The 26,314-nt window shown below is 63.7% G+C and carries 29 protein-coding genes; 22 read left to right on the top strand and 7 right to left on the bottom strand.

Features of this window, described 5'->3' with window-relative positions; translation table 11 throughout:
* Window positions 1–23: 23 nt before the first annotated feature.
* Window positions 24–1,217 carry a TMEM43 family protein gene (locus NKI73_RS20280; protein ID WP_352632684.1) on the bottom strand — a complete coding sequence of 398 codons (1,194 nt, stop codon included), beginning with the start codon at window positions 1,215–1,217 and terminating at the stop codon, window positions 24–26.
* A 586-nt stretch (window positions 1,218–1,803) separates the two neighbouring features.
* Here NKI73_RS20280 and NKI73_RS20275 point away from each other — a divergent pair.
* Together NKI73_RS20275 and NKI73_RS20270 are read left to right on the top strand one after the other, a co-directional pair.
* Window positions 1,804–2,514, top strand: coding sequence for a helix-turn-helix transcriptional regulator (locus tag NKI73_RS20275; RefSeq protein ID WP_023761670.1), 711 nt, complete (start codon window positions 1,804–1,806; stop codon window positions 2,512–2,514).
* A complete protein-coding gene (locus tag NKI73_RS20270) occupies window positions 2,511–3,281 on the top strand; it encodes a helix-turn-helix transcriptional regulator (protein WP_352632683.1) in 771 nt (256 codons plus the stop codon). Before NKI73_RS20275 ends, NKI73_RS20270 begins: the two co-directional genes overlap by 4 nt.
* A 5-nt stretch (window positions 3,282–3,286) precedes the next feature.
* Here the strand turns inward: NKI73_RS20270 and NKI73_RS20265 are convergent, their stop codons facing one another.
* The 6 genes from NKI73_RS20265 to motA are packed head-to-tail and all read right to left on the bottom strand — an operon-like array spanning window position 3,287 to window position 8,165.
* The gene (locus NKI73_RS20265) at window positions 3,287–3,763 is read right to left on the bottom strand and encodes a BspJ family T4SS effector nucleomodulin (protein WP_352632682.1); all 477 of its coding nucleotides are present in this window, start codon (window positions 3,761–3,763) and stop codon (window positions 3,287–3,289) included.
* Window positions 3,760–4,842 carry a flagellar biosynthesis protein FlhB gene (flhB, locus tag NKI73_RS20260; protein ID WP_352632681.1) on the bottom strand — a complete coding sequence of 361 codons (1,083 nt, stop codon included), beginning with the start codon at window positions 4,840–4,842 and terminating at the stop codon, window positions 3,760–3,762. Before flhB ends, NKI73_RS20265 begins: the two co-directional genes overlap by 4 nt.
* 9 nt (window positions 4,843–4,851) lie before the next feature.
* The gene (locus NKI73_RS20255) at window positions 4,852–5,862 is read right to left on the bottom strand and encodes a flagellar motor switch protein FliG (protein WP_352632680.1); all 1,011 of its coding nucleotides are present in this window, start codon (window positions 5,860–5,862) and stop codon (window positions 4,852–4,854) included.
* A gap of 43 nt (window positions 5,863–5,905) precedes the next feature.
* A complete protein-coding gene (fliN, locus tag NKI73_RS20250) occupies window positions 5,906–6,292 on the bottom strand; it encodes a flagellar motor switch protein FliN (RefSeq protein ID WP_023761675.1) in 387 nt (128 codons plus the stop codon).
* 17 nt (window positions 6,293–6,309) lie between these two features.
* A complete protein-coding gene (locus tag NKI73_RS20245; RefSeq protein ID WP_352632679.1) occupies window positions 6,310–7,257 on the bottom strand; it encodes a FliM/FliN family flagellar motor switch protein in 948 nt (315 codons plus the stop codon).
* 32 nt (window positions 7,258–7,289) lie between these two features.
* Entirely contained in the window at window positions 7,290–8,165 is an 876-nt protein-coding gene (gene motA, locus NKI73_RS20240; protein ID WP_352632678.1) for a flagellar motor stator protein MotA, read from the bottom strand.
* A 148-nt stretch (window positions 8,166–8,313) separates the two neighbouring features.
* On the opposite strand from motA, the gene NKI73_RS20235 reads away from it, so the two are divergent.
* The 20 genes from NKI73_RS20235 to NKI73_RS20140 all read left to right on the top strand — a co-directional run bounded on the left by NKI73_RS20235 (window position 8,314) and on the right by NKI73_RS20140 (window position 26,288).
* Entirely contained in the window at window positions 8,314–9,435 is a 1,122-nt protein-coding gene (locus tag NKI73_RS20235; RefSeq protein ID WP_352632677.1) for a DUF1217 domain-containing protein, read from the top strand.
* A 7-nt stretch (window positions 9,436–9,442) separates the two neighbouring features.
* Complete coding sequence (gene flgF / locus NKI73_RS20230) at window positions 9,443–10,165, top strand: flagellar basal-body rod protein FlgF (protein WP_352632676.1); 723 nt, start codon at window positions 9,443–9,445, stop codon at window positions 10,163–10,165.
* 3 nt (window positions 10,166–10,168) lie between these two features.
* Entirely contained in the window at window positions 10,169–11,572 is a 1,404-nt protein-coding gene (gene fliI / locus NKI73_RS20225; RefSeq protein ID WP_352632675.1) for a flagellar protein export ATPase FliI, read from the top strand.
* On the top strand, window positions 11,559–12,236 hold the full coding sequence (locus NKI73_RS20220; RefSeq protein ID WP_352632674.1) for a hypothetical protein: 678 nt from the start codon (window positions 11,559–11,561) through the stop codon (window positions 12,234–12,236). Before fliI ends, NKI73_RS20220 begins: the two co-directional genes overlap by 14 nt.
* Before the next feature lie 80 nt (window positions 12,237–12,316).
* Window positions 12,317–12,697, top strand: a complete 381-nt coding sequence (flgB, locus tag NKI73_RS20215) for a flagellar basal body rod protein FlgB (protein WP_109659404.1) — start codon at window positions 12,317–12,319, stop codon at window positions 12,695–12,697.
* A gap of 2 nt (window positions 12,698–12,699) precedes the next feature.
* Window positions 12,700–13,116, top strand: a complete 417-nt coding sequence (gene flgC, locus NKI73_RS20210) for a flagellar basal body rod protein FlgC (protein ID WP_352632673.1) — start codon at window positions 12,700–12,702, stop codon at window positions 13,114–13,116.
* Window positions 13,116–13,436, top strand: a complete 321-nt coding sequence (fliE, locus tag NKI73_RS20205) for a flagellar hook-basal body complex protein FliE (protein WP_352632672.1) — start codon at window positions 13,116–13,118, stop codon at window positions 13,434–13,436. The genes flgC and fliE overlap by 1 nt, the downstream gene beginning before the upstream one ends.
* A gap of 11 nt (window positions 13,437–13,447) precedes the next feature.
* Window positions 13,448–14,236: a flagellar basal-body rod protein FlgG gene (gene flgG / locus NKI73_RS20200; RefSeq protein WP_013529795.1), complete on the top strand. Its 789-nt coding sequence runs from the start codon at window positions 13,448–13,450 to the stop codon at window positions 14,234–14,236.
* Between the two features lie 3 nt (window positions 14,237–14,239).
* Window positions 14,240–14,791 carry a flagellar basal body P-ring formation chaperone FlgA gene (gene flgA, locus NKI73_RS20195; RefSeq protein WP_352632671.1) on the top strand — a complete coding sequence of 184 codons (552 nt, stop codon included), beginning with the start codon at window positions 14,240–14,242 and terminating at the stop codon, window positions 14,789–14,791.
* Complete coding sequence (locus NKI73_RS20190; RefSeq protein ID WP_352632670.1) at window positions 14,788–16,029, top strand: flagellar basal body P-ring protein FlgI; 1,242 nt, start codon at window positions 14,788–14,790, stop codon at window positions 16,027–16,029. Before flgA ends, NKI73_RS20190 begins: the two co-directional genes overlap by 4 nt.
* Before the next feature lie 9 nt (window positions 16,030–16,038).
* Entirely contained in the window at window positions 16,039–16,620 is a 582-nt protein-coding gene (locus tag NKI73_RS20185; RefSeq protein ID WP_352632669.1) for a MotE family protein, read from the top strand.
* Window positions 16,617–17,327, top strand: coding sequence for a flagellar basal body L-ring protein FlgH (flgH, locus tag NKI73_RS20180; protein ID WP_352632668.1), 711 nt, complete (start codon window positions 16,617–16,619; stop codon window positions 17,325–17,327). Before NKI73_RS20185 ends, flgH begins: the two co-directional genes overlap by 4 nt.
* A gap of 19 nt (window positions 17,328–17,346) precedes the next feature.
* The gene (locus NKI73_RS20175) at window positions 17,347–17,841 is read left to right on the top strand and encodes a flagellar basal body-associated FliL family protein (protein WP_352632667.1); all 495 of its coding nucleotides are present in this window, start codon (window positions 17,347–17,349) and stop codon (window positions 17,839–17,841) included.
* A complete protein-coding gene (gene fliP / locus NKI73_RS20170) occupies window positions 17,838–18,569 on the top strand; it encodes a flagellar type III secretion system pore protein FliP (protein ID WP_352632666.1) in 732 nt (243 codons plus the stop codon). Before NKI73_RS20175 ends, fliP begins: the two co-directional genes overlap by 4 nt.
* Before the next feature lie 235 nt (window positions 18,570–18,804).
* On the top strand, window positions 18,805–19,791 hold the full coding sequence (locus NKI73_RS20165) for a flagellin N-terminal helical domain-containing protein (protein ID WP_352632665.1): 987 nt from the start codon (window positions 18,805–18,807) through the stop codon (window positions 19,789–19,791).
* Between the two features lie 265 nt (window positions 19,792–20,056).
* Window positions 20,057–21,121 carry a flagellin N-terminal helical domain-containing protein gene (locus tag NKI73_RS20160; protein WP_352632664.1) on the top strand — a complete coding sequence of 355 codons (1,065 nt, stop codon included), beginning with the start codon at window positions 20,057–20,059 and terminating at the stop codon, window positions 21,119–21,121.
* A gap of 129 nt (window positions 21,122–21,250) precedes the next feature.
* Entirely contained in the window at window positions 21,251–22,897 is a 1,647-nt protein-coding gene (gene fliF / locus NKI73_RS20155; protein ID WP_352632663.1) for a flagellar basal-body MS-ring/collar protein FliF, read from the top strand.
* Between the two features lie 3 nt (window positions 22,898–22,900).
* Window positions 22,901–23,527, top strand: coding sequence for a hypothetical protein (locus tag NKI73_RS20150; RefSeq protein WP_352632662.1), 627 nt, complete (start codon window positions 22,901–22,903; stop codon window positions 23,525–23,527).
* On the top strand, window positions 23,524–24,864 hold the full coding sequence (locus NKI73_RS20145; RefSeq protein WP_352632661.1) for a MotB family protein: 1,341 nt from the start codon (window positions 23,524–23,526) through the stop codon (window positions 24,862–24,864). Before NKI73_RS20150 ends, NKI73_RS20145 begins: the two co-directional genes overlap by 4 nt.
* Window positions 24,861–26,288 carry a MotC family chemotaxis protein gene (locus NKI73_RS20140; RefSeq protein ID WP_352632660.1) on the top strand — a complete coding sequence of 476 codons (1,428 nt, stop codon included), beginning with the start codon at window positions 24,861–24,863 and terminating at the stop codon, window positions 26,286–26,288. The genes NKI73_RS20145 and NKI73_RS20140 overlap by 4 nt, the downstream gene beginning before the upstream one ends.
* The last annotated feature ends 26 nt before the right edge of the window (window positions 26,289–26,314 follow it).

The raw sequence follows: 26,314 nt of genomic DNA, 5'->3' as shown, positions 1-26,314 counted from the left end.
GCGGTAGCCGTTCGGCGTTCGACCTAGGTTGCCGCTCCGGTGTTCGGCACTGCAACCGGTGCAGCTGCTTTGCGCGAGTGGCCGAGGTAGTAGACCGCCGTCGCCGCGATGACACCGGCCGCAAGGATACCCGCCGCCAGAACGGGCCGATACCAGAACCAGGCAATGGCGATCGTCGTCGTGCCGACCAGGATCGCCAGGAAGAAGGCGATGATGCCGGTTCCCATCCGCGCCATGCTGCCGAGGAACGGGATGACGTCGAGGATCACGCCGATCGGGCTGAGGAACAGGGCAAAGCCGATCGTCAGCAACAAAAGGCCGGCGGCGCGCAGCAGCCAGGTGATCAGCGTGTTTGCGCTGACCGCCTCGGCGAACATCTTGTCGGCCGGGATAGCGCCGGTGTCTACCATCAGCAACGCATCGCCCGCCTCTGTCTGGTAGGGCTCGAACCGGCTGCCGGCCTGGCGCGCGACGATGCTGATCACGCCGAGCGGCGCCAGCTCATAGCCGATGCGGTAGTCGCCCAGCGTCGGCGTTGTCGTGTCGGCGCCGAGATAGATCTTGCCGTCAGCGACGCTGAGCGGCCTGGTGCCGGTATAGGCGGCCTTGATCGCGGCTGACTGGTCGGGCGACAGCGAATAGTCCTTGTCGCCCTCGATGCGATCAAGCACCGGCTGATCGAGCGTGAAAGCGCCAAGCTTGCCCTCCGGAATCTGGAAGGTCCGGCTGTGGATCGCCATCGGTGGATTCTGGTGGCCGTCCGGCTTCTTGAAATCCGATGAGTCGATCTGGCTGTCGTCCCACACCTTCGAATAGCTGTAGGTGGTTACCGTCTCCTCGCCGCCGCCAAGCTTCTTGGTGGTCTCGGATTTGGACTCTTCTTTCCACTGGTACATTTCGACGCCGCGCGACAGCCGCAGCCCTTGCGTCGCAATGCCGAAATCCGGATCCGCGAGACCACTATCCGCCGTCACCGGGCCGCTGACATGCACCAATTTGCCGTCATTGGCGGCATCGACGCTGTCGGCGCTGGCCGAAACCACGGTGCCGGCCCCTTCGGCCAGCGAGCGTGCCGTCTGCACCGCGCGGCCCTCGTTCCAGAACAGCCCGACCACCATCAGCACGACCAGAAGCAGGCCGAAGATGACCCCGCCGACCGCGCGCTTGATCCGCCCGAACCACGAGACGGATGTTACTTCCCGAAATGAATCGCTCATTGTTTCCCCCGAAACCACTGGTGCTAAAATTTGAGCGTGGCCGGCGGCCGCGCATTGAACCTATCAATCAGCGTGGATCTGCGTATCGCCCCATGCCGATGGCCGCTAACAAGGGCTACCCATCTTGCCCGGTCGGATCGAAGGAACGCCCATCCCTGTCGATCAGCGAAAACCTATCGGAATCGATCAGTCTTCGATACGGCAGCTTTGCACCAAGGCCGGCTTTTTTGTGCCGACGTTTCAGGTGCGTCAGGGCGGCAAAACGGCTTGGAGTCCGCCTCTGAGTCGTACGTGAGTCCACCGGATTCGATTTTGTCAAATCGCGTTTGATGTCGGATTCAACTGCGGGTAGATTAGACCCGAATCAGCCGGTCCTCGGGGGGCGCGGCGACCACCCAAAGTCTCTTGTTCCGGAGCTTTTCCGGCACCAGACGCGGACGGCTTCGCGTTCCCTGAATGGATTCGGATCTGGTTGGCGCAGCCCTGCGCCACGCGTGTGTCTTCGTCAAAGTAATGCGTATTCGGGTTCGGCGGCTGGCTTCCAGCATCCGGACAGCAGAAACGATTCCGGCCAAAAGCAACAAGAATGAGCAGTCCCGCCGCGCTACTTCAATCCGACACATTGGGCTCGCGCCTGACGTCGCGCGGCGATCTCACCAGCTTTTTCATGCAACTGACCGCCGAGATCGGCGCCGACAGCTATATGCTGGTCGCCATCGTCCACGACCAGGACCGCAACGATGCGCGCATCGTCTCCTCCAACTGGATTTTCGATGCCATCGAGCTGATCGGCAAGCGGCTGATCGCCGGGCTTGCGCAAGGTGCGCTCACCGTTGCACCCGGTATCCGCCCGATCGCTCTGGTGGCATCCCAGGCGCCCGAGACTGACGGATTGATCACCGGTGAGGAAGCGCGCCTTCTCGACGTGCTTGGCCATGCCGAGATCTATTCGCTGCGCCTCAATGTCGGCCGCCAGCGCCTGTTCGCCCTGTTCTCCGCGGCGACTGCCGGTAGCATCGACCAGCCGGCGCTGATGAGGGCGCAGCTGAAATGCTGCTACGCGCTTTCGCATATCCCGCAATTGATCGCCGCCGCCGCCATGCAGGATCCGCTGTCGGATCGCGAGCGCGAATGCCTGTTCTGGGTCTCCGAGGGCAAGACCACCGACGAGGTCGCCGTCATTCTTGGCGTCTCCTCCAACACCGTCAACAGCTACATCACCCACGCCATCCAGAAATTCGCGGCCAGCAACCGCGCGATGGCCATCGCCACGGCGATCAGGAGCGGCATCATTTGAAACACGCCGACATCAAGGAGGCTGCCGAAGCCCTTTTCAACGAGCAGCGCAATCCGTTCGGCGCCTTTTCGCTCGGCTCCGAAACCCATCACGCCGTCACCATTCCCGATGCCGTGCGGCGCTGCCGCTGGATCGCTGTCGACATCAACGCCCTCGCCTTTGGCCTGTTCTTCGTCAGCCCCTCGCCCGAACGCGCACGGCTCGTCCCTTGCCTTGATTCCGACTACCCCGGCATTGCGGTGGCGACGAAATTCATTTCAGGCGCCAATGGCGAGGAGGTCGTGCGCCACACCCGCATCTCGACCGAACCGCGCTGGTGGACAGACGATGGCCTCGCCGGCATGGCGGAGATGTTCGGCAATCTCACCTGGACCGAGCAGATGGCGCCGCTGGCGCCCGGCACCAGCGGCATCGCGTTTCCCGTCCACGCCGACCGTGGGCAGTGCGGCCTTGTCGTGTTCCTCGGATCGGAGATCACCTTGCCGCAGGACGCGCTCTACGAGATCCACGCCCGCTGCTTCTCGCTGTTCGCCGCCGTCGCTCGCATCCGCCCTGGCGATGCCGGCAGGACGCGCGCGATCTCCAAGCGCGAACTCGAATGCCTGAAACTGACCGCCAATGGCAACACCAGCGAGGAGATCGCCCGGCTCCTGAAACTGTCGGTGCACACTGCCAACCAGTATCTGACCCAGTCGACCCAAAAGCTCAACGCGGTCAACCGCAACCAGGCCGTGGCCAAGGCGCTGCGGCTGGGGCTTATCGAATAAAGCAATTAGAGGATTGGCCGGCGGCCGTCGGAAGCGATCGATGTTCCGCGAAAGGCCAGCGGCTCGACCTTGCGGATACGGGCCTGTTCGATCACCGCCTCGAGCAGCGCCGTGTTGTGCTCCGGGTCTTCGCCCGGCTTCTCGAACGACACGTAGTTGACCACCACCGAAGCGCCGTTCTCGCTCAGCGTCAGTTGGAAATAGACGGTGACGCCAGGCGGCCTCAGCTCCAGATCAAGCACGATGCGCGGGCTGCCGCTCCAGTCGACATGCGCCTCGCCGCCATGGCCGAGCCGCAGCGTGCCTGGCATGAAGAACAGCTCCACCGCTGAATCGACCAGATCCGACAGGCACGCGAAATGCTCCAGCCGGATGAAGGCGATATAGTCGGCGACATCGATCAGCCTCAGTTCCCCCACCACTTGCTCGATGGCGCTGGCAACGATGATCTCGCGGGATTTTGCGTGCGGTTGACGGTTCATGAAATCTGTCTGCGCTCAGCCTTTTTCGAGTAGACGATCCGCACCAGTTCGGCGACGGCCTGATAGAATTGCGATGGGATCACACTATCGACCGAAACTTGCTTGTACATGGAGCGGGCGAGCGCCACGTCCTCGAAGATCGGAATGTTGTTTTCGCGTGCGATCTCGCGGATTTTCAGCGCCACCAGATCCTGGCCCTTGGCCAACACCATTGGTGCCGAGTCCTCGTCGCGCACGTACTTGAGCGCGATCGAGAAGTGTGTCGGGTTGGCGATGATCAGCGTCGCGCGCGGCACCGCTGTCATCATCCGCTTGCGCGCCCGGTCGCGCGCCAGCGAGCGCAGCCGCGACTTGACGATGGGGTCGCCTTCGGACTGTTTGAACTCGTCCTTGACCTCCTGCTTGCTCATGCGCAGATCCTGCCTCCAGTGGAAGCGCGACCAGACGATGTCGACCGCCGCGATCAGCCCCATGACGAAGACGATCGCCACCAGTATGTCGACGGCAATGCCGCGGATGACGAGTCCGAAAGCGACCGGATTGGTGATCATGCCGGCGAGCAGCTTGCGGTGATCTTCCGACAAAGTGAAGCTCAGCACGACGATGGCAAAGCCGACCTTACCGAGTGATTTCAGGAACTCGACCCAACCCTGAATGCCGAACAGCCTGTTCCAGCCCTTGGCGATCGAGATACGCGACAGTTGCGGCCGCACCCGCTCGCCGACGAATTGCGGCATGTTCTGGAACACCGAGGCGCCGATACCGGCGACAGTCAGCAGCACCATCAGGCTCAGGACGGCGCGACCCACTTCGAGGAGGACGATCTTGTAGAGCGCGATGACATCGGTCTCGGTGTCCATCGGCCAGGCTTCCGGCTTCTCCAGGAACATCGACAGGAACATGCCGAGATCGATGATCGCGTCCTTGGCGTAGAAAACGGTGAACACCAGTATGGCAACGAACGATGCAAGGAGCGCCGTTTCCCGCGAATGGGGCAGTTTGCCCTGTTCGACAGTGTCGCGGATCTTCTTTTCCGTCGCCTCTTCGGTTTTCGAATCCTTGTCGACCGCGTCAGCCATGGCGCGGCTTTAGGCGGCGTCTTGGGTCGACGGAAGTTCGAAGGCGCCTTCGCGCGACAGCCGGATCGTCGTCGTCACGATCGTCTTGCGTGCTGCTGTGATATCGGCGAGAGGAATCCCTTCCGAACCTTGTCCGAGTTCGGCTTCGATCATGCGCCGCGACCGCGCGCCGATCGCCGACAGCACGGATTCGGCAAGTCCCGCTTGCGCGCCGCGCAGGGCCAGCGTGACCAGTTCGGTCGACAGCCCGTCGAACAGCAGCACCCGTGCCTTCTGGGTGAGCAGCGGCAGGTCGTCGAAGGCAAACAGGCGGGCCCGCACACCATCGAGGTCGGGCGTGCCGGCAGCCTCCAGATCCTGCATGACCTCCTCGAGCAGCGGCTTGTCCAGTTCGTTCAGAACGCTGGCGACACGCGCCTGCCCGGCAGAAGTGTCTTTGGTCGAGGTTTCCGCCAGCACGCTGGTGCGCAGCCGGTTTTCGACGATTTTGCTGGCGGTGTCCGGAACATTGGCCATCGTCACCATGCGCTTGATGATTTCGCCACGCATCGGCTTGGTCAGTGTCAGCAGCACGCTCGCCGCCACCTGCGGCGCCAGCTTGGACAGCACCATGGCCGCGGTCTGCGGATGCTCGCCGGCCAGGAAGGCGCCAAGCCGCGCCGGTTCGAGCTTTTCGAGCTCTGGCCAGATCGGCGGCGGGCCTTCCGGGGCGACCTCGAATCTCTTGTCGCCCATGATCGCGCTCATCTCTTCGGGCGACAGCGACTCATTGAGGATGGTGTCCATCCTGTCGGCGGAATCGAGCAATCCCGCCCCTTCGGTGAACTCGGCCTCGAACTCGGCCACGATTCGCTCGAGATCGCTTTGCGGAATCGTCCGCAGCAGGCGGGCGCCCTCGATCAGCGCCTTCAGTTCTTCCTGCTTGAAGAATTTCAACAGGCGGCTGGCCGACGGCTTGCCCATCGCCACCAGAATGGCGGCTGCCTTCTGCGCGCGGGTCAAGGTAACCGGCGTCGTCATGCCACTCGCCTCTGCTGCCACCGGCAAGCTCCGCAATCCATATCTAGGCGCCCTTCGTGCCGGCGATGATCTCGGTCAGCCTGATGCCGAAGCGCGACGGATCGCTCTCCAGCACGGTGATCTCGCCGCGCGCGATCTTGCGGCCGTTGACCACGACGTCGACGGGTTCGCCGATACGGCGATTGAGTGCCACCGTCGACCCCTTCTGCAGCGCCATCAGATCGGAGACCGGCATCTCGGTGCTGCCGAGGATGATCTGGACATCGACGGGGATGTTCATGATGACGCTCGAATTGGCGCCGGAAGCGGCCCTGAACGCCGCGTCTGGGCGTTGTTCCTCTTCGTGCAGGACCCCGCGCAACTCTTCGATGGCACGGTCGAGCTGCTCGTCCGGCTGGTCGAGGTCGGCTTCCACCTTGGTCTTGGCCATCAAATCGTCTCCAAATGTCAGGCGCGGCCGGCAGAAGCCGGCATCAGCGCTTCGATAAAGTCCTGCCCTGCATCGTAGGGATGCCTGATTCGGACGGTGTAATTCTGTCCCAGTTTGCCGAACTCGCACACGAACAGCGTCTTGCCGCGGGCACTGAGACGCGCCTGGGATTGCGCCGTTTCCTCGAATTCGATGACCTGGCCGACGTCGAAGTTGGCGAGGTCGCCGAGCGTCAGCCGGGCCAGCGGCATGGTGGCTTCGAGCGCTACCGTTGAGCGCATAACCTCTTCCGAAAAGCGCGCGCGCCAGCTGGCGTTTTGATCCTTCTCGCTGACGGCGGCAGCGCTGTCCCGACCGGCCAGCACGATACGTTGTGGCATCGTCACGGTGATGCTGCCGCTGTCGGCCGGCGTCGAGATGCCGAGGACGATGCGCAGTGCGGCGCCGTCGCGCAGCACGTGTCGCTTGGCCTCCATGCCAGACATCGCCCGCGGCGCGGGAAGCCGTAGCTCAAGCGAGCGCCGACCAGATCCGTTCAGCGCCTGCGCGACTTGCTGAAACACCATCGTCGAGACGTCGGTCTCGATCGGCGACAGATCACGCTCGATCGGCGACACCGGCATATCCGGGTCACCCCCAAACAGCGTCGAGACCATGATGGCGATCGCGGCGCCATCGATGACGAGGGTCACTGCATCGGAAGACGCTGGCGAGGCAACGACGGTCATCGCGAAATTCTCACCGGCGCGGGAACGCGCCTCGGGTACGCGGCTGATCTCGATCGCTTTGAGATCGACAATGACCGGAACGCCAAGTTCGCCAGTCAGGCTTTTCTGCAGCAGCGGCACAGCGCGCTCGGCCATGGCGCGGCCTGCATCGATGACCTGCGCGGCCTCGCCGCTGTCACCGACGAGGCGCTCGATGATCAGCGAACGCGCTTCCGATGGGCTGCCTGGACTGGTCATGACAGTGGTGGGACCATTCTGTCGCGCATCGTTCAGGCGGCCTTCTTTTCGACGGCGCCGGTGTTCATCGTGCTCTGCTCGACGGCGTCGATCGTCGGCCGTTCATACGACGATATGGTCTTGCGGCCGAACTCGATCGCCACCTGCGGCAGCGCACCGTTCATGTAGGCCAGCAGCGTCTGCTTGACGATGATGTAGAGGCGATTCTTCTTCTCACGCACCGTCTTGATCTTGGTGGCGACAGGCCCGACCACCGAATAGGACAGGAAGATGCCGAGGAACGTTCCGACAAGTGCGGCACCAATCAGACCGCCGAGGATTTCCGGCGACTGGTCGAGCGCGCCCATCGCCTTGACCACGCCGAGCACGGCGGCGACGATGCCGAGCGCCGGCAGGCCATCGCCCACCGCCACCAGCGCGTGATAGGCCTTCATCTTGTCGGACTTGATGGTCTGGATTTCTTCGTCCATCAGCGCCTCGATCTCGTGCGAGCGGGCGTTGCCGATGATGATGATGCGGCAGTAGTCGCAGATAAAATGTGTCAGGTCATGGTTATGCAGCACAGTCGGAAACGCTTGGAAAATCGCCGACTCTTCCGGATTGTCGATATGCGCCTCGACCTCGCTGCGGGATTTCGACCGCAACTCGCGCATCAGTGAGTGCAGCACGCCGAGCGTTTCGAGATAGTCCTGCTCCTTCGGCACCGCCTGCCTGAAGGCTTCGAGAATGCCCTTGCCGGTGTCCTTGACCGTCTTCATCGGATTGGCGACGAGAAAGGTGCCAAAAGCCGCGCCACAAATGATCACGGCCTCCCATGGCTGTATCAGCACGCGAAGATGACCGCCCATGGCCATGAAGCCGCCAAGGACGCAGCCGAGCGTCACCACCAGTCCAATCAGAATACCCACGACAGGTCCTTCCGCATTTCACATCGCGAGCAAGGGATAGCCCCCGTGCCTTGTGTGAGGCTTGAATCGAAGCCACTGGATCCGATTCAGTTTCGCGCAAGGAAGTAGGGGTATTGTCCCGACATAGCTTCGGCCGGAGGCACGTCTTTTGCTTAACACCTTTACCAGCTACCAGCTCATCACCAAGGACATTTCAAAGTCGCTCGACAGGATCGAGCAGCAGCCTGTGGTTGATCGCGATACCAAATATTATCTCGCCAACATCACCAAGGTGAAATCGATCGACGATTTCGTCAAGAATGACCGTTTGTTCAAATATGCCATGAAGGCCTACGGGCTCGAGGACATGGCCTACGCCAAGGCCTTCATGGTCAAGGCACTGAAGGAAGGCGTCTCCGATCCCGACAGCTTCGCCAACAAGCTGACCGACAAGCGCTACGCCGATTTCGTCAGCGCCTTCAATTTCGCCGCCAACGGCGCCGATGCGACCATCTACAACAAGACGCAGCAGATGGTGACCAAGAACTACGCCATCCAGGCGAAAATCGCCGGCCTCGATCCGAATTCGGACTATGTGAAAGGCGAGACGACATACTATCTCGCCAACATTACCAAGGTGAAGTCGATCGACGATCTGATGTCGAACAATCGGCTCTACACATACGCGCTGGCGTCATTCGGTCTCGATTCGGCGACGGAGGACAAGGCCCTCATCAAGCGGGTTCTGCAAAGTGGCGTCCGCGATCCTGGCAGCGTCGCCAACAAGATGACGGACAAAACTTACGCCGCACTTGCCTCCGCCTTCAACTTCGAACAATACGGCGAAGCGGCCACCACCATCAATCCGGCACAGCAACCGACCGTCGACAAATACATGCGCCAGACCCTCGAAGAGGACGCCGGCAAGACCAACCAGGGCGTGCGGCTGGCGTTGTATTTCGACCGCAAGGCATCGGCTATCACCAGCTGGTACGACGTGCTGGCCGACACCGCGCTGGCCACCGTCGTGCGCACCGTGCTCGGGCTGCCCGATTCCTTCGCCACTGCCGATGTCGACAAGCAGGCGCAGCTGTTCGAGCAGAAACTCGACATCTCGGATTTCTCCGACCCCGAGAAGCTCGGCAAGTTCCTGACGCGCTTCACCAGCATGTACGAGATCAACAACCCGACCTCATCGGCCGTGACCTCGGTCAGCGTGCTCTTCGCGCAGCCGATCACGGTCGGCATCTCCACCGACCTAATGATGGCCATGCAGAAACTGAGGTTCTGAGAACATCATGCGGGATAGCCTCTACGTCGCCCTTTCCTCGCAGATCGCGCTCGAGCGCCGCCTCGACACGATCGCCGACAACGTCGCCAACGCCTCGACGATCGGCTTTCGCGCCACCGGCGTGAAGTTCGAGGACGTCGTCTCCGGCATCGGGCAGAAATCGGTGTCCTTCGCGTCCTCCGGCAAGACCTATCTTTCCGGCGCCCACGGTGCTTTGAGCGAGACCGGAAATCCCTTCGATTTCGCCATCCAGGGCGATGCCTGGTTCGCCATAGAGACGCCGGTCGGCACCGTCATGACCCGTGACGGGCGCTTTTCGATGAACGAGAACGGCGAGCTGATGTCGATCGAGGGTCACCCGGTGCTCGACGCCGGCGGCTCGCCGATCCAACTCGACCCCCGCAACGGTCCGCCCAAGGCCGGGGCCGACGGTTCGCTGCGCCAGAACGATCAGCTTGTCGGCTCCATCGGCCTCTACAATTTCGATCCGGGCGAGAATTTCGTCCGTTACGGCAATTCCGGCATCGTTCCGGCGCGTACGCCCGAGCCTGTCACCGATCGCTCCGATATTGGCGTCGCCCAGGGTTTTCTCGAAGAATCCAACGTCAATCCGGTGCTGGAGATCACCCGGCTGATCATGGTTCAGCGCGCCTTCGAGAACACCGCCGCGCTGATGCGGCAGACCGACTCCTCCACCGACGAGGCCATCAAGACGCTTGGCTCGAAATAGCCCATGTCGCTCGGCCAGCCATCTATCCGCGCTCTCGAAAAACAGCTCCAGCCGGCGCCGGAAGACCGGCTTGCCGCGTTGGAGCGCGTATGGCGGCGTTTCGCCGACGCCGAGGCGCTGCTCAAGCGCGGCGGCCGCGTTACCGAAGTCACGCCCACGCACTACAAGGTGCACGGCCTTTCCGACTTCGCCAGGCTGGGCGACATCGTCGAGCAGCGCGGCCATGGCGGCACGCGCCGCGGCGAGATCGTCAAGATCAGCCGCGACGAGGTTGTAGTAGCCCCCTTTGAACGCAGCGCCGATGCCGGCATCGGCGATGCCGTGTTCCGCCGCGGTCCGCTTGCGGTGGCGCCGCATGCCTCGTGGCGCGGCCGCACCATCGACGCGCTCACCCGGGCAATCGATGGCGGCATGCCGCTCGTCAGGGGTGACGATGCGTCGAGCGGCGCCCAGAAGACACCCGGCGCCATGGCGCGGCAGCGTGTCGGCACCGCCTTCATGACCGGCGTCAAGGTCATCGACATCTTCACGCCGCTCTGCTTCGGCCAGCGCCTCGGCGTCTTCGCCGGTTCCGGCGTCGGCAAGTCGACGCTGCTCGCCATGCTCGCCGGCGCCGACGCATTCGACACCGTCGTCGTCGCGCTCATCGGCGAACGCGGCCGCGAAGTGCGTGAATTCCTCGAAGACACGATCGGCAACAGCATGGCCAAGACCGTCGCCGTCGTCGCCACCAGCGACGAGAGCGCCATGATGCGCCGGCGCGCGCCGGACACCGCCATGCGCGTCGCCGAGCATTTTCGCGACCAGGGCCATCGCGTGCTCCTGGTGCTGGACTCTATCACCCGCTTCGCCCACGCGTTGCGCGAGGTGGCGACGGGAACCGGCGAGCCGCCGGTCGCCCGCGGTTATCCAGCTTCGGTGTTCACCGAACTGCCCAAGCTGCTTGAACGCGCCGGACCAGGCACCGAAGGCAAAGGATCAATCACAGCCATTATTTCCGTGCTGGTCGACGGCGACGACCACAACGACCCCGTCGCCGACTCCGTGCGCGGCATCCTCGACGGTCACGTCGTGCTCGATCGCAGCATCGCCGAACAGGGCCGCTACCCACCGGTCAATCCGCTGTCGTCCATATCGCGGCTGGCCGGCAAGGCCTGGAGCACCGAACAGCGCGCACTGGTGACAAGGCTGAAGTCGATGATCTCGCGCTTCGAGGACACGCGCGATATCCGCCTGCTGGGTGCCTATCAGGGCGGTGTCGACGCCGAACTCGATATTGCCGTGCGCCAGGTGCCGCTGATCTACGAAGCGCTGACGCAATCGCCGAAGGACCGCCCGTCAGCCGATCCGTTCTCCGACCTCGCCCGCCACCTCAAGAGCAAGTTGAACGCCGATGCCGGAGACTGAACGCCAGTACACCGAGCGCGTCCTGCGCGACATGATCGCCGAAGCCAAGGCCGCCCAGGAGACCGAGGCCAGCCGCGACTCGGCCATCAACGACCTGTTTTCGCCGCGGAAATGGCAGCAGTCTTCCGGGCACGAATGGCCGCAGCCGCCAAAGGCGCAGTTTCCCAGGCTGAAGAAAAAGTCCGACCGACGCAGCGATGTCGTCATTGCAGCGCTCGGCATCACGCTCGGGCTGATCTGCGCCCTGTTTCCCTGGTACATCTTCTTCAACCAGGAACAGTTTGGCGTCCAGGCAATGAAGTTCGGCGGCTCCGGAACCAATTCGGGACGGGCGGGCGGCGGTGTGGTCGCCCAACGCAGTGCGCCGCTGACGGCGAAGGACGTTCCCGCCGCCAATCTCGATCTGCTCGCCACGGGAGCGGTGCAGGACGATGCCGATCCCGTGTCGGCACCCGACGATCAACCCTTTCCGGCCGACGCCGCGAAATTTCGCATGGTCCATGTCGCCAATGGCCGCGCGATGATCGAGGACGATGCCGGCCTCTGGATCGTCCAGCGCGGCTCGATACTGCCGGATTCCAGCCTGGTGTCTTCCATCGAGCAACGCAAAGGCAAATGGGTCATGGTCACCAGCACCGACCAGGTGATCGAGCTTTCGCGATAACAGCCCTCCGGCCTCTGGTCGTTCGCAAGGCCCGCGCAAGACTCGCGGCCTAGTCTCTGAGTACCTGCTCGGAGATTCTCATGGAGCCCGTTTCCCTTTTCGACCTCGCCGCCAAGCAAGCCCAGTGGCTGGCCGTGCGCCAGTCCGCCGTCGCCGGCAACATCGCCAACGCCAACACGCCGGGCTACACGGCAAACGACGTCGAGCCGTTCGAAAAGGTGCTCGACCGTACCGCTGTATCGCTGCAGGCCACGCAGGCCGGCCATCTCGGCAACGCCGCGACCAATGCCGGCTTCACCATCAAGCCGCAGGAAGATGACGGCGTCGTCATGCCGTCCAAGAACTCGGTCGTGCTGGAAGACCAATTGCTGAAGGCCGGCGAGGTGCGCCGCTCCTTCGAACTCAACACGGCGATCGTCAAGGCGTTCCATTCGATGATGATGATGGCGGTTAAGAGCTGACCATGGACGCGCTCACCGCAGCCCTCAAAGTCGCAGCGTCCGGCCTCGGCGCCCAATCGGAGCGCCTGCGCGTCGTTTCCGAAAACCTCGCCAACGCCCAGTCGACCGGCACCGCGCCCGGCTCCGACCCCTATCGTCGCAAGACCATCAGCTTCGTCTCCGAACTCGATCGGACCTCCGGCAGCTCGACGGTTGCAGTGAACTCGATCGACCGTGATCCAGGCGACTTTCCGGTCGAGTTCCAGCCCGGCAACGAGGCCGCCGACGAGAAGGGCTACGTCAAGATGCCCAATGTCAACGTGCTGATCGAAATGGCCGACATGACCGAGGCCAACCGCTCCTACGAGGCCAACCTTCAGGTCGTCAAGCAGGCGCGCGACCTGATTTCCATGACCATCGACCTGATGAGGAACCAGTAATGATCAGCGGCATCGGAGCCCTTCAGTTCAAATCGTCGATCGGCGGTGACGACGCGGTGACAAGCCTGCTGCAGGGCGGCGCGACACCCGGTGGCAATGTCGGCACCTCCTTCGCCGAGGCGCTGAGCCAGGCGGCCTCCAAGACCGTCAGCACGCTGCAGAATGCCGAGCAGGTGTCGATGCAGGCGCTCAAGGGCGACGCCGACACTCGTCAGGTGGTCGACGCCGTGATGAGCGCGCAGCAGGCGCTTCAGACCGCCGTCGCCATCCGCGACAAGGTGGTTTCCGCCTATCTCGAAGTCAGTCGAATGGGCATCTGAGGAATTCCGCCATGAAAGCACTCGCCATCGCCGCCACCGGCATGAATGCCCAGCAGACAAATCTGGAAGTCATCGCCAACAACATCGCCAACATCAACACCACCGGCTACAAGCGCGCCCGTGCCGAATTTTCCGACCTGCTCTATCAGGTCGATCGCACGCAGGGTGTGCCCAACCGCTCCAACGCCTCGCTGGTGCCGGAGGGCGTGTCGATCGGTCTCGGCGTCAAGACGACGGCCGTGCGCAACGTGCACACGCAGGGCGAACTGACCAGCACCGGCAACAGTTTCGACCTGGCGCTGACCGGCAGGGGCTGGTTCCAGATCGAGGGTGCAGACGGCGGCACGCTCTACAGCCGAGCCGGCGCCCTCAACACCAACGCCACCGGCCAGTTGGTCACGGTCGACGGCGCTGCCGTCATTCCGGCCATCAACGTCCCCGTCGATGCCGTCGAGGTCATCGTCAACAAGACGGGGCAGGTCTTCGCCCGCATCGACGGCCAGACCGACCTGCAGAACCTCGGCCAGCTTCAAATCGCCAACTTCGCCAACGAGGCAGGCCTGGCGCCGCTCGGCGACAATTTGTTCCAGGAAACCACGGCTTCGGGGCCGGCGAATGTCGGTGTCCCGGGCGACCCCGGCTTCGCCACCATCCAGCAGGGCTATCTCGAAGCCTCCAACGTCGACCCGGTCAAGGAAATCACCGAGTTGATCTCGGCGCAGCGCGCCTATGAGATGAACTCCAAGGTCATTCAGGCCGCCGACGATATGGCCTCTGTCGTCTCCAAGAACATCCGGTAACGCATGATGTCGACGCCCGGCCTCCTGTCCGCATTTCGCCGCACCGCGCTCGTCCTTGCGCTGGTGACCGGCGGCATGCCGGCTTTTGCCCAGGAATCGACAAACCAATCGACAACCCAATCGACAAGCCAATCGGCCACTCAGATCGCCAGCAATCAATCTGTCGGCGAGGTGGTGCTGATTCCCAACCGGGTCATCTATCCCGGCGAGACCATCGGGCTCACAGCCCTGAAACAGGTGACCCTCATCGCCGGCAAGCACAAGCCGGACGCGGTCGTCACACGGGCCGAGGAACTCGACGGCAAGATCGCCAAGCGCACGCTGCTGCCCGGCCGCTACATCCCTTCCACCGCCATCCGCGAAGCCTGGCTGGTCGAACAGGGTGCGTCCGTGCAGGTCTTCTTCATCGCCGGCGGATTGACGATCTCGGCAACCGCCGTGACGTTGCAGCCAGGTGCAGCGGGCGACCTCGTCAAGGTTCGCAACATCGACAGCGGCAAGATCCTGTCCGGCACGGTGATGGCGGACGGAACCATCCAGGTCAGCGCTTCATGATGCGCGGCCTTGCCCTGATATTGGCCGCCGTGATTGGCCTGCAGCCGGCGCTAGCCGACGGCCTGACGCCGAAGGCCAAGCGCGAGCTCGCCGCCAAGAATGGCGGCGTCTACGACGATCCCGAATATAATCCGGCCACCACCAGCCGCATGTTCCGGGTTTCGTCCGGGCCGAGTTCGCTGCCGCCGGGCCAGGTCGCGTCGCGCATCAAGGACATCGCCCAGCTGCAGAGTTCGCGCGACAACCAGTTGGTCGGCTACGGCCTGGTCATCGGCCTTGCCGGTTCGGGCGATAGTCTGCGCAACTCGCCGTTCACCGAACAGTCGATCCGCGCGATGCTCGAGAATCTCGGCATAGCCACCGAAGGCGGTCGCGCGCGCGCCAAGAACGTCGCCGCCGTCATCGTCACCGCCAACATGCCGCCCTACGTGCAGTCGGGCGCCCGGATCGACATCGACGTCTCCTCAATGGGCGACGCGACCTCGCTTTCCGGCGGCACGCTGATCATGACGCCTTTGAAAGCGGCGGACGGCGAAATTTATGCCGTCGGTCAGGGCTCGGTCATCGTGTCCGGCTTCACCGCCAAGGGCCAGGCCGAGCAGTTGACGCAAGGCGTGCCGACCTCCGGCCGCGTGCCGAACGGCGCCATTGTCGAGCGAGCTGTCCAGGCCGAGTTCGACGACCAGGCGACACTGACGCTGCAACTGCGCAATCCCGATTTCTCGACCGCAATCCGCATTGCCGACGCCATCAACGACTACACCAGCCAGCGCTTCGGCATGCGGGTGGCGGCCGAGCGCGATTCGCGCACCGTGCAGATCAGAAGGCCAAAGGGTGTTTCGGCGGCTCGCTTCTATGCCGAGATCGAGAACCTGGTGGTCGAATCCGACACGCCGGCCCGTGTCGTCATCGACGAGCGCACCGGCACCATCGTCATCGGCAACGACGTCAAGATCTCGCGGGTCGCCATCAGCCACGGCACGCTCACCGTGCGCATCACCGAAGCACCACGCGTCGTCCAGCCCGAGCCCTTCTCCAAGGGCGAGACCGCCGTCGAACCGTTCACCGCCATCGAAGCCAGCCGGCCCGATGCCCGCGTCGCCGTGCTTGACGGACCCGATCTCCAGACCCTCGTTTCCGGCCTCAACCGTCTCGGCGTCAAGCCGGACGGCATCATCGCCATTCTGCAGGGCATCAAATCGGCCGGCGCCCTGCAGGCCGACCTGGTTCTGCAATAGGCGATGCCGATGACGCGCTCCTTCTCACGCCATGAAAGACATCGCCCCGCCGCGATTCTGCTCGCGACCGCCGTTCTCGCGGCTCTGCTCTTCGCCGGCGATACCGCACGCGGCGAGGAAACGGTCCGCCAGGTCTTGCCGGGAGCACCGGTCGCGGCGGCGCCGCAGCAATTGACGCGGGAAAAGGCACCCGACCAAAGCGAGATCGAGCGCTTCTGCTCCAACATCGCCGACGCCGCCCGCGACCGCCGCTATGTCTTGCAGGCGGAGGAACTGAAGCAGCTCCAGGCCGGCATTGACGAGCGCATGAAAGCCTTGGATGCAAAGAAAGCTGAATACGAGACCTGGCTGAAACGGCGCGAGGTTTTCCTGGCCCGGGCCGAAGACGGCGTCGTCCAGATCTATGCCGGCATGAAACCCGACGCCGCCGCCGAGCGGTTGGCCATCGTCAACGCCGATCTGGCGGCGGCCATATTGATGAAGCTCGATTCACGCAAGGCGAGCGTTATCCTCAACGAAATGGACCAGAAGGCTGCGGCGACGCTCACCGGCATCATGGCCAGCGCAGCCCGAAGGGTAGATCCGTCATGATCCGCAAAATGCTCGTCCTGTGCGCGGTCGCCGTGCTGTCCGGTTGCGGAACCAACCTGAAGGAAGTCGGCAGGGAGCCGGCTCTGTCACCGGTCGGCTCCGGCATCGACGACGCCAGCACTGGCTCCCTCTATCGCTATCCAGAAACGCCGCCGACGCCGCCCAAGAAATTCTCGTTGTGGGATGACCGCCAGAGCCGGCTGTTCACCGACCCGCGGGCGCTGTCCCAGGGCGACATCCTGACCGTCAAGATCAAGATCAATGACCGGGCCAACTTCAAGAACCAGAACGACAGGAGCCGCACCGCCAACCGCAAGCTCGGTTTCGACATCAGCGCGCAATGGGACAAGGTTGGCAGCACCGCCGGCAAAGGTGCTGGCGCTCTCAACTCCACCACGGACACGACGGCCGATGGCGAGATCAAGCGATCGGAAACCCTGGAACTCAATGTCGCCGCCATCGTCATCGATGTCCTGCCGAACGGCAATTTGATGATCAAGGGGTCGCAGGAAGTGCGCGTCAACGCCGAACTCAGGGTGCTGACACTCGCCGGCATCGTGCGGCCGGCCGATATCGGCGCCGAGAACACCATCCCCTACGAACGCATCGCCGAAGCGCGCATCTCCTACGGCGGACGCGGCCGCATCACCGAGGTCCAGCAACCTGCCTACGGCCAGCAGATTCTCGACCAGGTTCTTCCGTTCTAGGATTGGGGAACACGGCACCGTGGCAAATGTCGAACAGGTTCAGTCGCGCAAGGGTCCTTCGCTCGCCATCCAGGCTGGCATGCTGCTGGTTGTGACGGCGGCCGCCATCGGCATGGGCTGGATGTCCGGCGGGTACCTCAAGGGCGTCGACGCACCGCCGTCGGTACCGGTCGCGCCCGAGAACGAGGGCAAGACCGAGCAGCCGGCTTCGGCCGAGCAGCCAGGCGTGGGGCCGACGCTCGTCGTGCTGGCGCCGATCACCACCAACATCGCCTCGCCTGCCGATACCTGGATCAGAATGGAGGTGTCCGTCGTCTATGACGAGCCGCAGCCACAGGCTATGTCGGATGATATCCACCAGGACCTTCTGGCTCTGGTGCGCACCTTGAAGATGCATCAGATCGAGGGCGCCAGCGGCTACCAGCACCTGAAGGCCGATCTCGAGGAACGCGCCTCGATCCGCAGCCAGGGTCACGCCAAACAGGTTCTCATCAGGACATTGCTGCTCGAATGAGAAAGTTCCTTCTCGCCACGGCGATGATCGCCGCCGCCACATCCGTCGCGACGGCCCAGCAGCTCGATCTAGGCGGCATCGGCAAGGCTGATGGCACCACCGTCGGCTACATCATCCAGATGTTCGGCCTGCTGACCGTGCTGTCGGTGGCGCCGGGCCTGCTGATCATGGTGACGAGCTTCACTCGCTTCGTCATCGCCTTCTCGATCCTGCGCGCTGGCATCGGCTTGCAGTCGACGCCGGCAAACCTCATTTTGATTTCACTGTCGCTGTTCATGACCTTTTATGTCATGGCGCCGACCTTCGATCAGGCCTGGAACACCGGCGTCAAGCCGCTGATGGACAACCAGATCACCCAGACCGAAGCCTTCGACAAGATTTCGGATCCGTTCCGCACCTTCATGCTGCGCAATGTGCGCGACAAGGACTTCGACCTCTTCGCCGATCTCGCCCGCGAGCGCGGCCAGACCGTTTCGCGCGACACTGTCGACCTGCGTGTCCTGGTGCCCGCCTTCATGATCTCTGAGATCCGGCGCGGCTTCGAGATCGGCTTCCTGATCGTGCTGCCATTCCTGGTCATCGACCTGATCGTCGCCACCATCACCATGGCGATGGGCATGATGATGCTGCCGCCGACGGTGGTGTCGCTGCCGTTCAAGATCCTGTTCTTCGTCCTGATCGACGGCTGGAATCTGCTTGTCGGCAGCCTGGTGCGCTCGTTCAACTGACCGCCGGCAACGTATCCCTGGCAACTGGTCGCTGCCTCGCTGGTCAGGCGCGGAATTTCAAGCAATATATTTTCGATTAACCGTCCGGTTTATCCCTTTGGTAGGGACTTGCCCGCATATTCGCTCGCAGATGGCGGGTGATCGATTTCAGAGATCATGGGCATGATGCCGCACCGTCATACCGGGAAGCCCGGTATGTAAAAAGAACACCTGTAAAATCAAGGTACGAGTAGCCATGTCCAGCATCATGACGAACACCGCCGCGTTGACGGCGCTGCAGAGCCTGAACTCCACCAACAAGAATCTCGAAGCCACCCAGTCCCGCATCTCGACCGGCTACAAGGTCTCGCAGGCTTCCGACAACGCCGCCTACTGGTCGATCGCCACCACGATGCGTTCCGACAACCAGGCTATGTCCACCGTTTCGGACGCGCTCGGCCTCGGCGCCTCGAAGGTCGACACCGCCTACACCGGCATGGACAGCGCGATCACCACCATCAACGCGATCCAGCAGAAGCTGACCGGCTCCTACGGTCAGACCGACGCCGCCAAGGAAAAGACCCAGGTCGAAATCGCCGCTCTTCAGAAGCAGTTGAAGGCCTACGCCGACGGCGCCACTTTCTCCGGCACCAACATGCTGTCGGTGTCCACGGCTTCGGGCACGGCGGCAGACATCAAGATCGTTTCGGCCTTCAACCGCAGCGCCACCGGTGCGGTTTCGATCTCGACAATCGACGTCAACGTGGAAAGCATCAAGCTCTATGATGCCGGCGCCGCGCCGACCGCCAAGGGCATCCTCGACACGGCCCGCCTCGGCACCACCGGCGCTGCCGTCGCCACCGCCTCGGCCCCGACGTTGGGTGCTGCCGCGGCGGCCACTGACACCTATTCGGTCGCCGGCCTGGCCATCTCCGTGGGCGGCGTTGCCGCCAGCGACACCCAGATCCAGCAGATGATGAACGTCGTCGATGCCGCACTCAAGGATATGACGAACGCCGCCACCAAGCTCGGCGCCGCCAAGAGCTCGATCGACCTGCAGAAGACCTTCACCTCGAGCCTGATGGACTCCATCGATCGCGGTATCGGCCAGCTCGTCGATGCCGACATGAACAAGGAATCGACCCGTCTGCAGGCGCTGCAGGTCCAGCAGCAGCTCGGCATCCAGGCGCTGTCGATCGCCAACGGTTCCTCGCAGTCGATCCTGTCGCTCTTCCGCGGCTAATCGCTTCCGCTCAACCACAGTTCGCACTAAAAATCTGGCCGCGCCAAAAGCGCGGCCCGATTTGCGTTTGCTCCAGCCTCGCGCAATCCTCGTTCCTTAACTCTCAAAAGCCAGCTTTTAACAGGCTGTTAACCATGCCGCGCTAGTTATGGTTAACCAATAGCTTACGACAGTTGGCGAATCGGCCTCTCGGCAGAATGCCACCCGTTGAACAGGCCTATCCGGCATGTCTGAGCATGTCGGCTTTTGAGAAGGAGCGACTTTCTTGGCGAGCATCATGACCAACGCTTCGGCGTTAACCGCACTTCAAAGCCTCAGCGCCACCAACAAATCGCTCGAGCAGACGCAGGCCCGCATATCGACCGGCTACCGGGTCTCGCAGGCCTCGGACAACGCCGCCTATTGGTCGATCGCCACCACGATGCGCTCGGACAACCAGGCCCTGTCGACGGTGCAGGATGCACTCGGCCTCGGCGCCTCGAAAGTCGATACCGCCTATACCGGCATGAACAATGTGCTGACGACGATCGGCCAGATCAAGACCAAGGTGCTGTCCATGGTCGGTCAAACGGATGCCGCCAAGGCAAAAACCCAGACCGAGATCAAGGCGCTTCAGGCGCAGATGAAGTCATTTGCCGATGCGGCGACCTTCTCGGGCTCGAATTTCCTCGCGGTGACCTCCAAGCAGGTCGCCGCCGCCAACGATGGCGTCCAGGCCGACTCCCAAATCGTGTCCTCGTTCAATCGCTCCTCATCCGGCGCCATCTCGATCGGAACGATCAATATCGATGTCGAGGGCACCAAGCTTTTCGACTACGGCTTGGCCACCGACGTCAAGAACCAAGGCACCCTCGATCGCCAGACCTCCATTTATGCCACGGGAGCCGCCCAGACCCTCTATGACACCGCCTATACGGCCTCGATCGCGGGCGGAGGAACGGACATCGCCGCAAACGCCGCCGGCCAGACGGCGGCGGGAGCAGTCGCCAAGGTCGACAATATTTCCGCCTACAACCTCGACATCACGGCGGCCGGCGTAACCGACGACATCATCACGCAGATGGTGACCAGGATCGACAAGGTCATGGCTCAGTTGACCGATTCCGCCACCATCCTCGGTTCGGCCAAGAGCAGCATCGACCTGCAGAAGACCTTCACCCAGAGCTTGATCGATTCCATCGACCGCGGCGTCGGCCAGCTCGTCGATGCCGACATGAACAAGGAATCGACCCGCCTCCAGGCGCTGCAGGTTCAGCAACAGCTCGGCATCCAGGCGCTGTCGATCGCCAACAGCGCCTCGCAGTCGATCCTGTCGCTGTTCAAGAGCTGATCGCGGGCGCCATCGGCGCGATCCCTGCTCGATTGACGGGCCGCGCCGCAAGCGCGGCCCGATTTCATTTTCGCACAAGCTTCGAGGACTACTGTTCCGGCGGACAATCATGCTGGGAGTCGTTGAACCGTGCCGGAACAGATCCAGAGCATCATCTCGAATCTCCGCGGGTTTGGCGTGAAGCGCCTTGCCATGCTGGCGGGCATCGCCGTTCTGGTGATGGGCGTCATCGGCATCGCCTCGGTCTATCTCAACCGCCCCGCCTACGACACGCTCTATGTCGGGCTCGACCGCGCCGACGTGAACCAGATCGGGCTGGTGCTGGGCGAAGCCGGCATCGGCTTCGACGTTGGCGCCGACGGGACCTCCGTGCTGGTGCCGGCGGGCACCACCGCACAGGCGCGCATGCTGCTTGCCGAAAAGGGTCTGCCGACGAGCGCCAATGCCGGCTACGAACTGTTCGACAATGTCGGCTCGCTCGGCCTCACCTCCTTCATGCAGCAGATCACCCGCGTGCGCGCGCTGGAAGGCGAGATCGCCCGCACCATCCAGTCGATATCGGGCATCAAGGCGGCGCGCGTCCACATCGTCATGTCCGAACGCGCCAATTTCCGCCGCGATGAGCAGCAGCCTTCCGCCTCGGTGGTCATCCGCTACGCCGGCATCGACGCCGAGAAGAGCGCTATGTCGATCCGCCATCTCGTAGCCGCCGCCGTCCCCGGCCTGTCGGCCGACAAGGTGACGGTGCTCGATTCCAGCGGCAATCTACTGGCCGCGGGCGATGATCCTTCCAACACCAGCGCCGCCCGCACGCTCGGCGTCGAGCAGACCGTCGAGGCGCAGATCGGCGACAACATCCGCCGTGCGCTGACGGCCTATCTTGGCCCCGACAACTTCCGCGCCAGCGTCAAGGCCGAGGTCAACACCGACACCCGTCAGACCGAAGAAACCATTTTCGATCCGAATTCCCGCGTTGAGCGCTCGGTGCAGTCGGTGCGCGCCAACGAAAACAACAATCAGAAGCAGGCCTCCACCCCGGCCAGCGTCGAGCAGAACCTGCCCGAGGCCCAGGCAACCGCCACCGATGGTCCGCAATCCTCCTCGCAGAACGACCGCAAGGAAGAGATCACCAATTACGAGATCAATTCGAAGAAGATCGCCACCGTCTCGAACGGCTACAGCGTCACCAAGATGTCAATCTCCGTCGTCGTCAACCAGCAGCGGCTGACGGCCATCCTTGGCAAGGACGCCACGCCGGAGCAGATTGCCAAGCGCGTCGCCGACATCCAGAAGATGGTGACCTCCGCCACCGGCTTCGACGAAAAGCGCGGCGACGTCATCGATGTCTCGGCGGTCGAGTTCATCGACGGGCTGGATGGCGAGGCGATCCCGCAGGCGGGAATGCTCGATTCCATCGGCCAGCATGCCGGCACCCTGATCAACGCCGGTGCCTTCATCGTCGTCGTATTCCTGGTCGCTTTCTTTGGCCTGAGGCCGATGGCGTCGGCGTTGACGGCAAAAGCGACACCGGCTCTGTCAGGCCCCAGCTTCGATGATGTCCAGCGGTCGCTACCGACGCCGGAAGCAACCGCCGCCGCCGAGAGTGCCTCGGTTGCCGCCTTGCCCGGCACGCGCCCGGGTCCCACACCGCTCGACGATCTTCGCCAGAAGATCAGGCCAGCGCCGCAGGATCGGCTTGCCCGAATGGTCGACCTCAACGAGGAACGCACCGCGCAGATCCTGCGCAAATGGGCTGCCCAGGAAGTCGCGGTATAAACCATGGTCTCCGCAGCCCTCTTCGACCTTCTGCCTGATTTCGGTACCCGCACGCAACGTGCCGGTCAGCCCCGGGCAGCAGTCGATCCCCAACACAAACCCGAGACGCCTGCCCCGCAAGCAGATATCGGCACGCTGATCGCGGAAGCGGTCGTCCAGGCCGAGGCGGCGCTCGAGACACGCCTGTCGATCGCGCATGAAGCCGCGCTTGAAGCCGAACGCCAGGCCCATGCAGAGGAGGCAAGGGTATTTCTCGAAAGCCTCGGCGACGATGTCGGCAAGGCGGTCTCGTTGCGCATCGATGCCATGGAGGCGCGTGTGACCGGGCTTGTCGCCACCACGGTCGCCCGCATCATCGGCGGCATCGTCAGCGACGATCTGCAGAAACGCTCGATCGAGGTGCTCGCCAGCGCGATACGCGAGGCGGTCGGCGATGCCGAAGCGGTGCGCATCGTCGTGCGCGGGCCGCTCTCGCTGTTCGAGACACTGAAGGCATCGCTCGGGCCCCGCACCGCCAATCTCGACTTCGTCGAGGCACCGGGCTTCGACCTCACCGTCGCCATCGACGAGGCGGTGTTCGAGACGCGAATGGCCGAATGGTCGACGACCCTTTCAGAGGTCCTGGCATGAGCGTCGCCGAGGCTGGACACACACCCCACGAAATCATCATCGTGCGGCGCGGTCATGACGACCACGACGAGGCCCACCATGGCGGCGTCTGGAAGATCGCCTTTGCCGACTTCATGACGGCCATGATGTGTTTCTTCCTGGTCATGTGGCTGATCAACGCCGCCAACGAACAGACCAAGGCAGCCGTCGCCAGCTACTTCAACCCGGTCAAGCTGGTAGACCGCAATTCGAGCCGAAAGGGCCTGGAGGACCTCGGCGACGGTCCGCGCGCGATCGGGACGACGGCCGACAATCCGCAAAAGGCGACCAACAAGGCCGGCCAGGACGGCGATGGCTCGGCGGACCGCAAACAGGACAAGCAAGAACTCCCGCAGGCGGAACACTCCGACGAGCATCTGTTCGCCGATCCCTACGCGGTGCTTTCGGAAATCGCCACCGACACCGGTGTCATGCAGAATGTCAGCCAGAAGGGCGACGGCGGCGTGCAGGCCGCCGGCCCGGCGACAGGCGCCTCTGGCGGCGCCTCCTATCGCGATCCCTTCGAGCCTGATTTCTGGTCGCAGCAGGTGGCGGCGCCCGGCGCCGAGGCTAGTGCCGAACGCACCAGGATCGAGGGCGATCCGGCCAAGCCCGGCGACAAGACCGCCGAAACGCAAGCGCTCAAAGTCAAAGCCGTGCCGCCTGTCGCGGCCGCACCGCTCGAGCCGCTGGCCAAGGACACTGCCGGCAAGCAGGCCGCGAACCCCGCCACGGCAATGGCCAAGGCCGGCGACATCAAGCCAAACGATACAAAAACCGCGGACGCGGCCAAGGCCGGGCCCGAGGCGCAAGAGGCCGCCAAGCCCGACACCGGGGAGAAGGCGCCGACCGCCGCCGCTATCAAGGCCGCGGCCGATGTCAAGCGGCAGCTGGCCGATGCCTTCAAACCCGGCGACAAGCTGCACGACGGCGTCTCGGTCGAAGCCACCGACATGGGCGTCGTCATCTCGATCACCGACCAGTTCGACTTCGGCATGTTCGAGGTCGGCTCGGTGCTGCCGAGCCGCGAACTTGTGCTGGCGATGGAAAAGATCGGCCGCATCGTCAACAGCCAGAAGGGCACCATCAGCATCAACGGCCACACCGATGCCCGGCCGTTCCGCAGCGACAGCTACGACAATTGGCGACTGTCGACGGCGCGCGCGCATTCCGCCTACTACATGCTCGTGCGTGGCGGCGTCGACGAACGCCGCATCACCGAGGTCGCCGGCTTCGCCGACCGCCAGCCGAAGGACGCCGCGGATCCATTGGCGGCCGTGAACCGCCGCATCGAAATCCTGATGGCGACCGGCGGATGAGGCGAGCGGCCGTCACCAGCCGGCTGATTGGCCTGTTGCTGCTGGCCGGCGGACACCCGTCGGCGGGCTTCGCCCAGGATGCACTGCAGCCGTATCAGCTGGTGCGCTCGCTGCAGCTCATCCAGGACCGCATAGCCGCCGGTGATCATGCCGCCTTGCCGATGCAGGCCAAGCTGCTGGAGATGGCGGATGCGCGCCTGCGCGCGGCCGATGCCGAGGACTACAAGGACCCAAAGAACTTTCGCGCCCTGCTTGTCTACGGCATGAGCGGCGGCAACCCGGTGACCGTCGAGGCCGCCACGTCGCGCGCCACGACCGACCCGCAAAGCCTTGCCATAGCCAAAGGCGTGATCGACTACCTCAACGGCCGGCCCGGCGAGGCGATCGAAGCCTTGAGGCTGACAGATCCGATGGTGCTGCCTCCCGATCTCGGCGCTTTCCTTGCCCTGGTCAAAGGCTCGCTGCTTGCCGGCGACCAGCCGGCGGCCGCACTCGGTCTGCTCGATGAGGCAAGATTGCTCAGCCCCGGCACGCTGGTCGAGGAAGCAGCACTTCGCCGTTCGGTCGGCATTGCTGTCGCGCAAGGTGACGCGGCACGCTTTGCGCTTGCCTCCACCCAGTATGTCGAGCGCTACCTCTACTCGCCCTATGCCAGCCAATTCGCCGACTCTTTCGTCTCCGGCGTCATCGCGCTGCACATGTCGATCAGCCAGGACAAGCTGGCCGACATCACCTCGATGATGGATCCCGAGCGCGAGAAGGTAATCTATCTGCGCATCGCCCGCCGCGCCGCGATCGACGGCCTGAACGACCTGTCGGCCTTTGCTTCGGCGCGGGCCGAGCAGGGTCGCAACGGCAACACCAACCAGGACGACCCACGCGCCCTGCTCTATGCCAGCCTTTCCACCGTCACCTCCGGCACCATCGAGGACGTCCGCGTCAGGCTCGGCAAGATCGACCGCGGCAGGCTGTCGGAAGGCGACCGCGCCTTGCTCGACGCCGCGCAGGCCATTGCCGGCGAAGTCGTCGCACCGCCGGCCGCCCTTCCCGAGGAAAAGCCTGTCCCTGCTGCGGCCGAGCAGCCTCTGGCGCCCGAGATCGCCACGGCGCAAGGCGCCGATGACAGCGGACTGCCACCGGTCGAAGGCGCGATCTCGGAACAACCTGCCGTCACCGCGGCCTCCGGCGGACCAGCCACGAATGCGCCGGACGCGGCCGCGGGGGGCGCGGCCACCCCCCGGCGCCCGCCCCCGCAGAACCGCCCCGGCCCCGCCGCCCCCGGCCGCCGGCGGGCCCCCCCACCAGTGCGCCGGCGGCGCGGGGGGTGCCCGCGCAAGCGGCCGGCGCCGCGACCGTCATGCCGGCCTCGGCACCGGCGCCCGCTACCGGGCCGGAGCCCGCCGATCCGACCGACGCCGCCATGACCAGAACACGTCGACAGCTCGACTTG

Origin of the sequence: Mesorhizobium sp. M0496, from assembly GCF_040321205.1 — a bacterium.
Lineage (GTDB): Bacteria > Pseudomonadota > Alphaproteobacteria > Rhizobiales > Rhizobiaceae > Mesorhizobium.
Note: the sequence above shows the minus strand (reverse complement) of the source record. Positions and strands in the feature narration are given on the sequence as shown.

Coding starts and splice junctions, on each gene's coding strand:
- NKI73_RS20280 (WP_352632684.1), bottom strand. CDS start 1,217: ATGAGCGATTCATTTCGGGAAGTAACATCCGTCTCGTGGTTCGGGCGG.
- NKI73_RS20275 (WP_023761670.1), top strand. CDS start 1,804: ATGAGCAGTCCCGCCGCGCTACTTCAATCCGACACATTGGGCTCGCGC.
- NKI73_RS20265 (WP_352632682.1), bottom strand. CDS start 3,763: ATGAACCGTCAACCGCACGCAAAATCCCGCGAGATCATCGTTGCCAGC.
- flhB (WP_352632681.1), bottom strand. CDS start 4,842: ATGGCTGACGCGGTCGACAAGGATTCGAAAACCGAAGAGGCGACGGAA.
- NKI73_RS20255 (WP_352632680.1), bottom strand. CDS start 5,862: ATGACGACGCCGGTTACCTTGACCCGCGCGCAGAAGGCAGCCGCCATT.
- fliN (WP_023761675.1), bottom strand. CDS start 6,292: ATGGCCAAGACCAAGGTGGAAGCCGACCTCGACCAGCCGGACGAGCAG.
- NKI73_RS20245 (WP_352632679.1), bottom strand. CDS start 7,257: ATGACCAGTCCAGGCAGCCCATCGGAAGCGCGTTCGCTGATCATCGAG.
- flgF (WP_352632676.1), top strand. CDS start 9,443: ATGCGGGATAGCCTCTACGTCGCCCTTTCCTCGCAGATCGCGCTCGAG.
- fliI (WP_352632675.1), top strand. CDS start 10,169: ATGTCGCTCGGCCAGCCATCTATCCGCGCTCTCGAAAAACAGCTCCAG.
- NKI73_RS20220 (WP_352632674.1), top strand. CDS start 11,559: ATGCCGGAGACTGAACGCCAGTACACCGAGCGCGTCCTGCGCGACATG.
- flgB (WP_109659404.1), top strand. CDS start 12,317: ATGGAGCCCGTTTCCCTTTTCGACCTCGCCGCCAAGCAAGCCCAGTGG.
- flgC (WP_352632673.1), top strand. CDS start 12,700: ATGGACGCGCTCACCGCAGCCCTCAAAGTCGCAGCGTCCGGCCTCGGC.
- fliE (WP_352632672.1), top strand. CDS start 13,116: ATGATCAGCGGCATCGGAGCCCTTCAGTTCAAATCGTCGATCGGCGGT.
- flgG (WP_013529795.1), top strand. CDS start 13,448: ATGAAAGCACTCGCCATCGCCGCCACCGGCATGAATGCCCAGCAGACA.
- flgA (WP_352632671.1), top strand. CDS start 14,240: ATGATGTCGACGCCCGGCCTCCTGTCCGCATTTCGCCGCACCGCGCTC.
- NKI73_RS20190 (WP_352632670.1), top strand. CDS start 14,788: ATGATGCGCGGCCTTGCCCTGATATTGGCCGCCGTGATTGGCCTGCAG.
- NKI73_RS20185 (WP_352632669.1), top strand. CDS start 16,039: ATGACGCGCTCCTTCTCACGCCATGAAAGACATCGCCCCGCCGCGATT.
- flgH (WP_352632668.1), top strand. CDS start 16,617: ATGATCCGCAAAATGCTCGTCCTGTGCGCGGTCGCCGTGCTGTCCGGT.
- fliP (WP_352632666.1), top strand. CDS start 17,838: ATGAGAAAGTTCCTTCTCGCCACGGCGATGATCGCCGCCGCCACATCC.
- NKI73_RS20165 (WP_352632665.1), top strand. CDS start 18,805: ATGTCCAGCATCATGACGAACACCGCCGCGTTGACGGCGCTGCAGAGC.
- NKI73_RS20150 (WP_352632662.1), top strand. CDS start 22,901: ATGGTCTCCGCAGCCCTCTTCGACCTTCTGCCTGATTTCGGTACCCGC.
- NKI73_RS20145 (WP_352632661.1), top strand. CDS start 23,524: ATGAGCGTCGCCGAGGCTGGACACACACCCCACGAAATCATCATCGTG.
- NKI73_RS20140 (WP_352632660.1), top strand. CDS start 24,861: ATGAGGCGAGCGGCCGTCACCAGCCGGCTGATTGGCCTGTTGCTGCTG.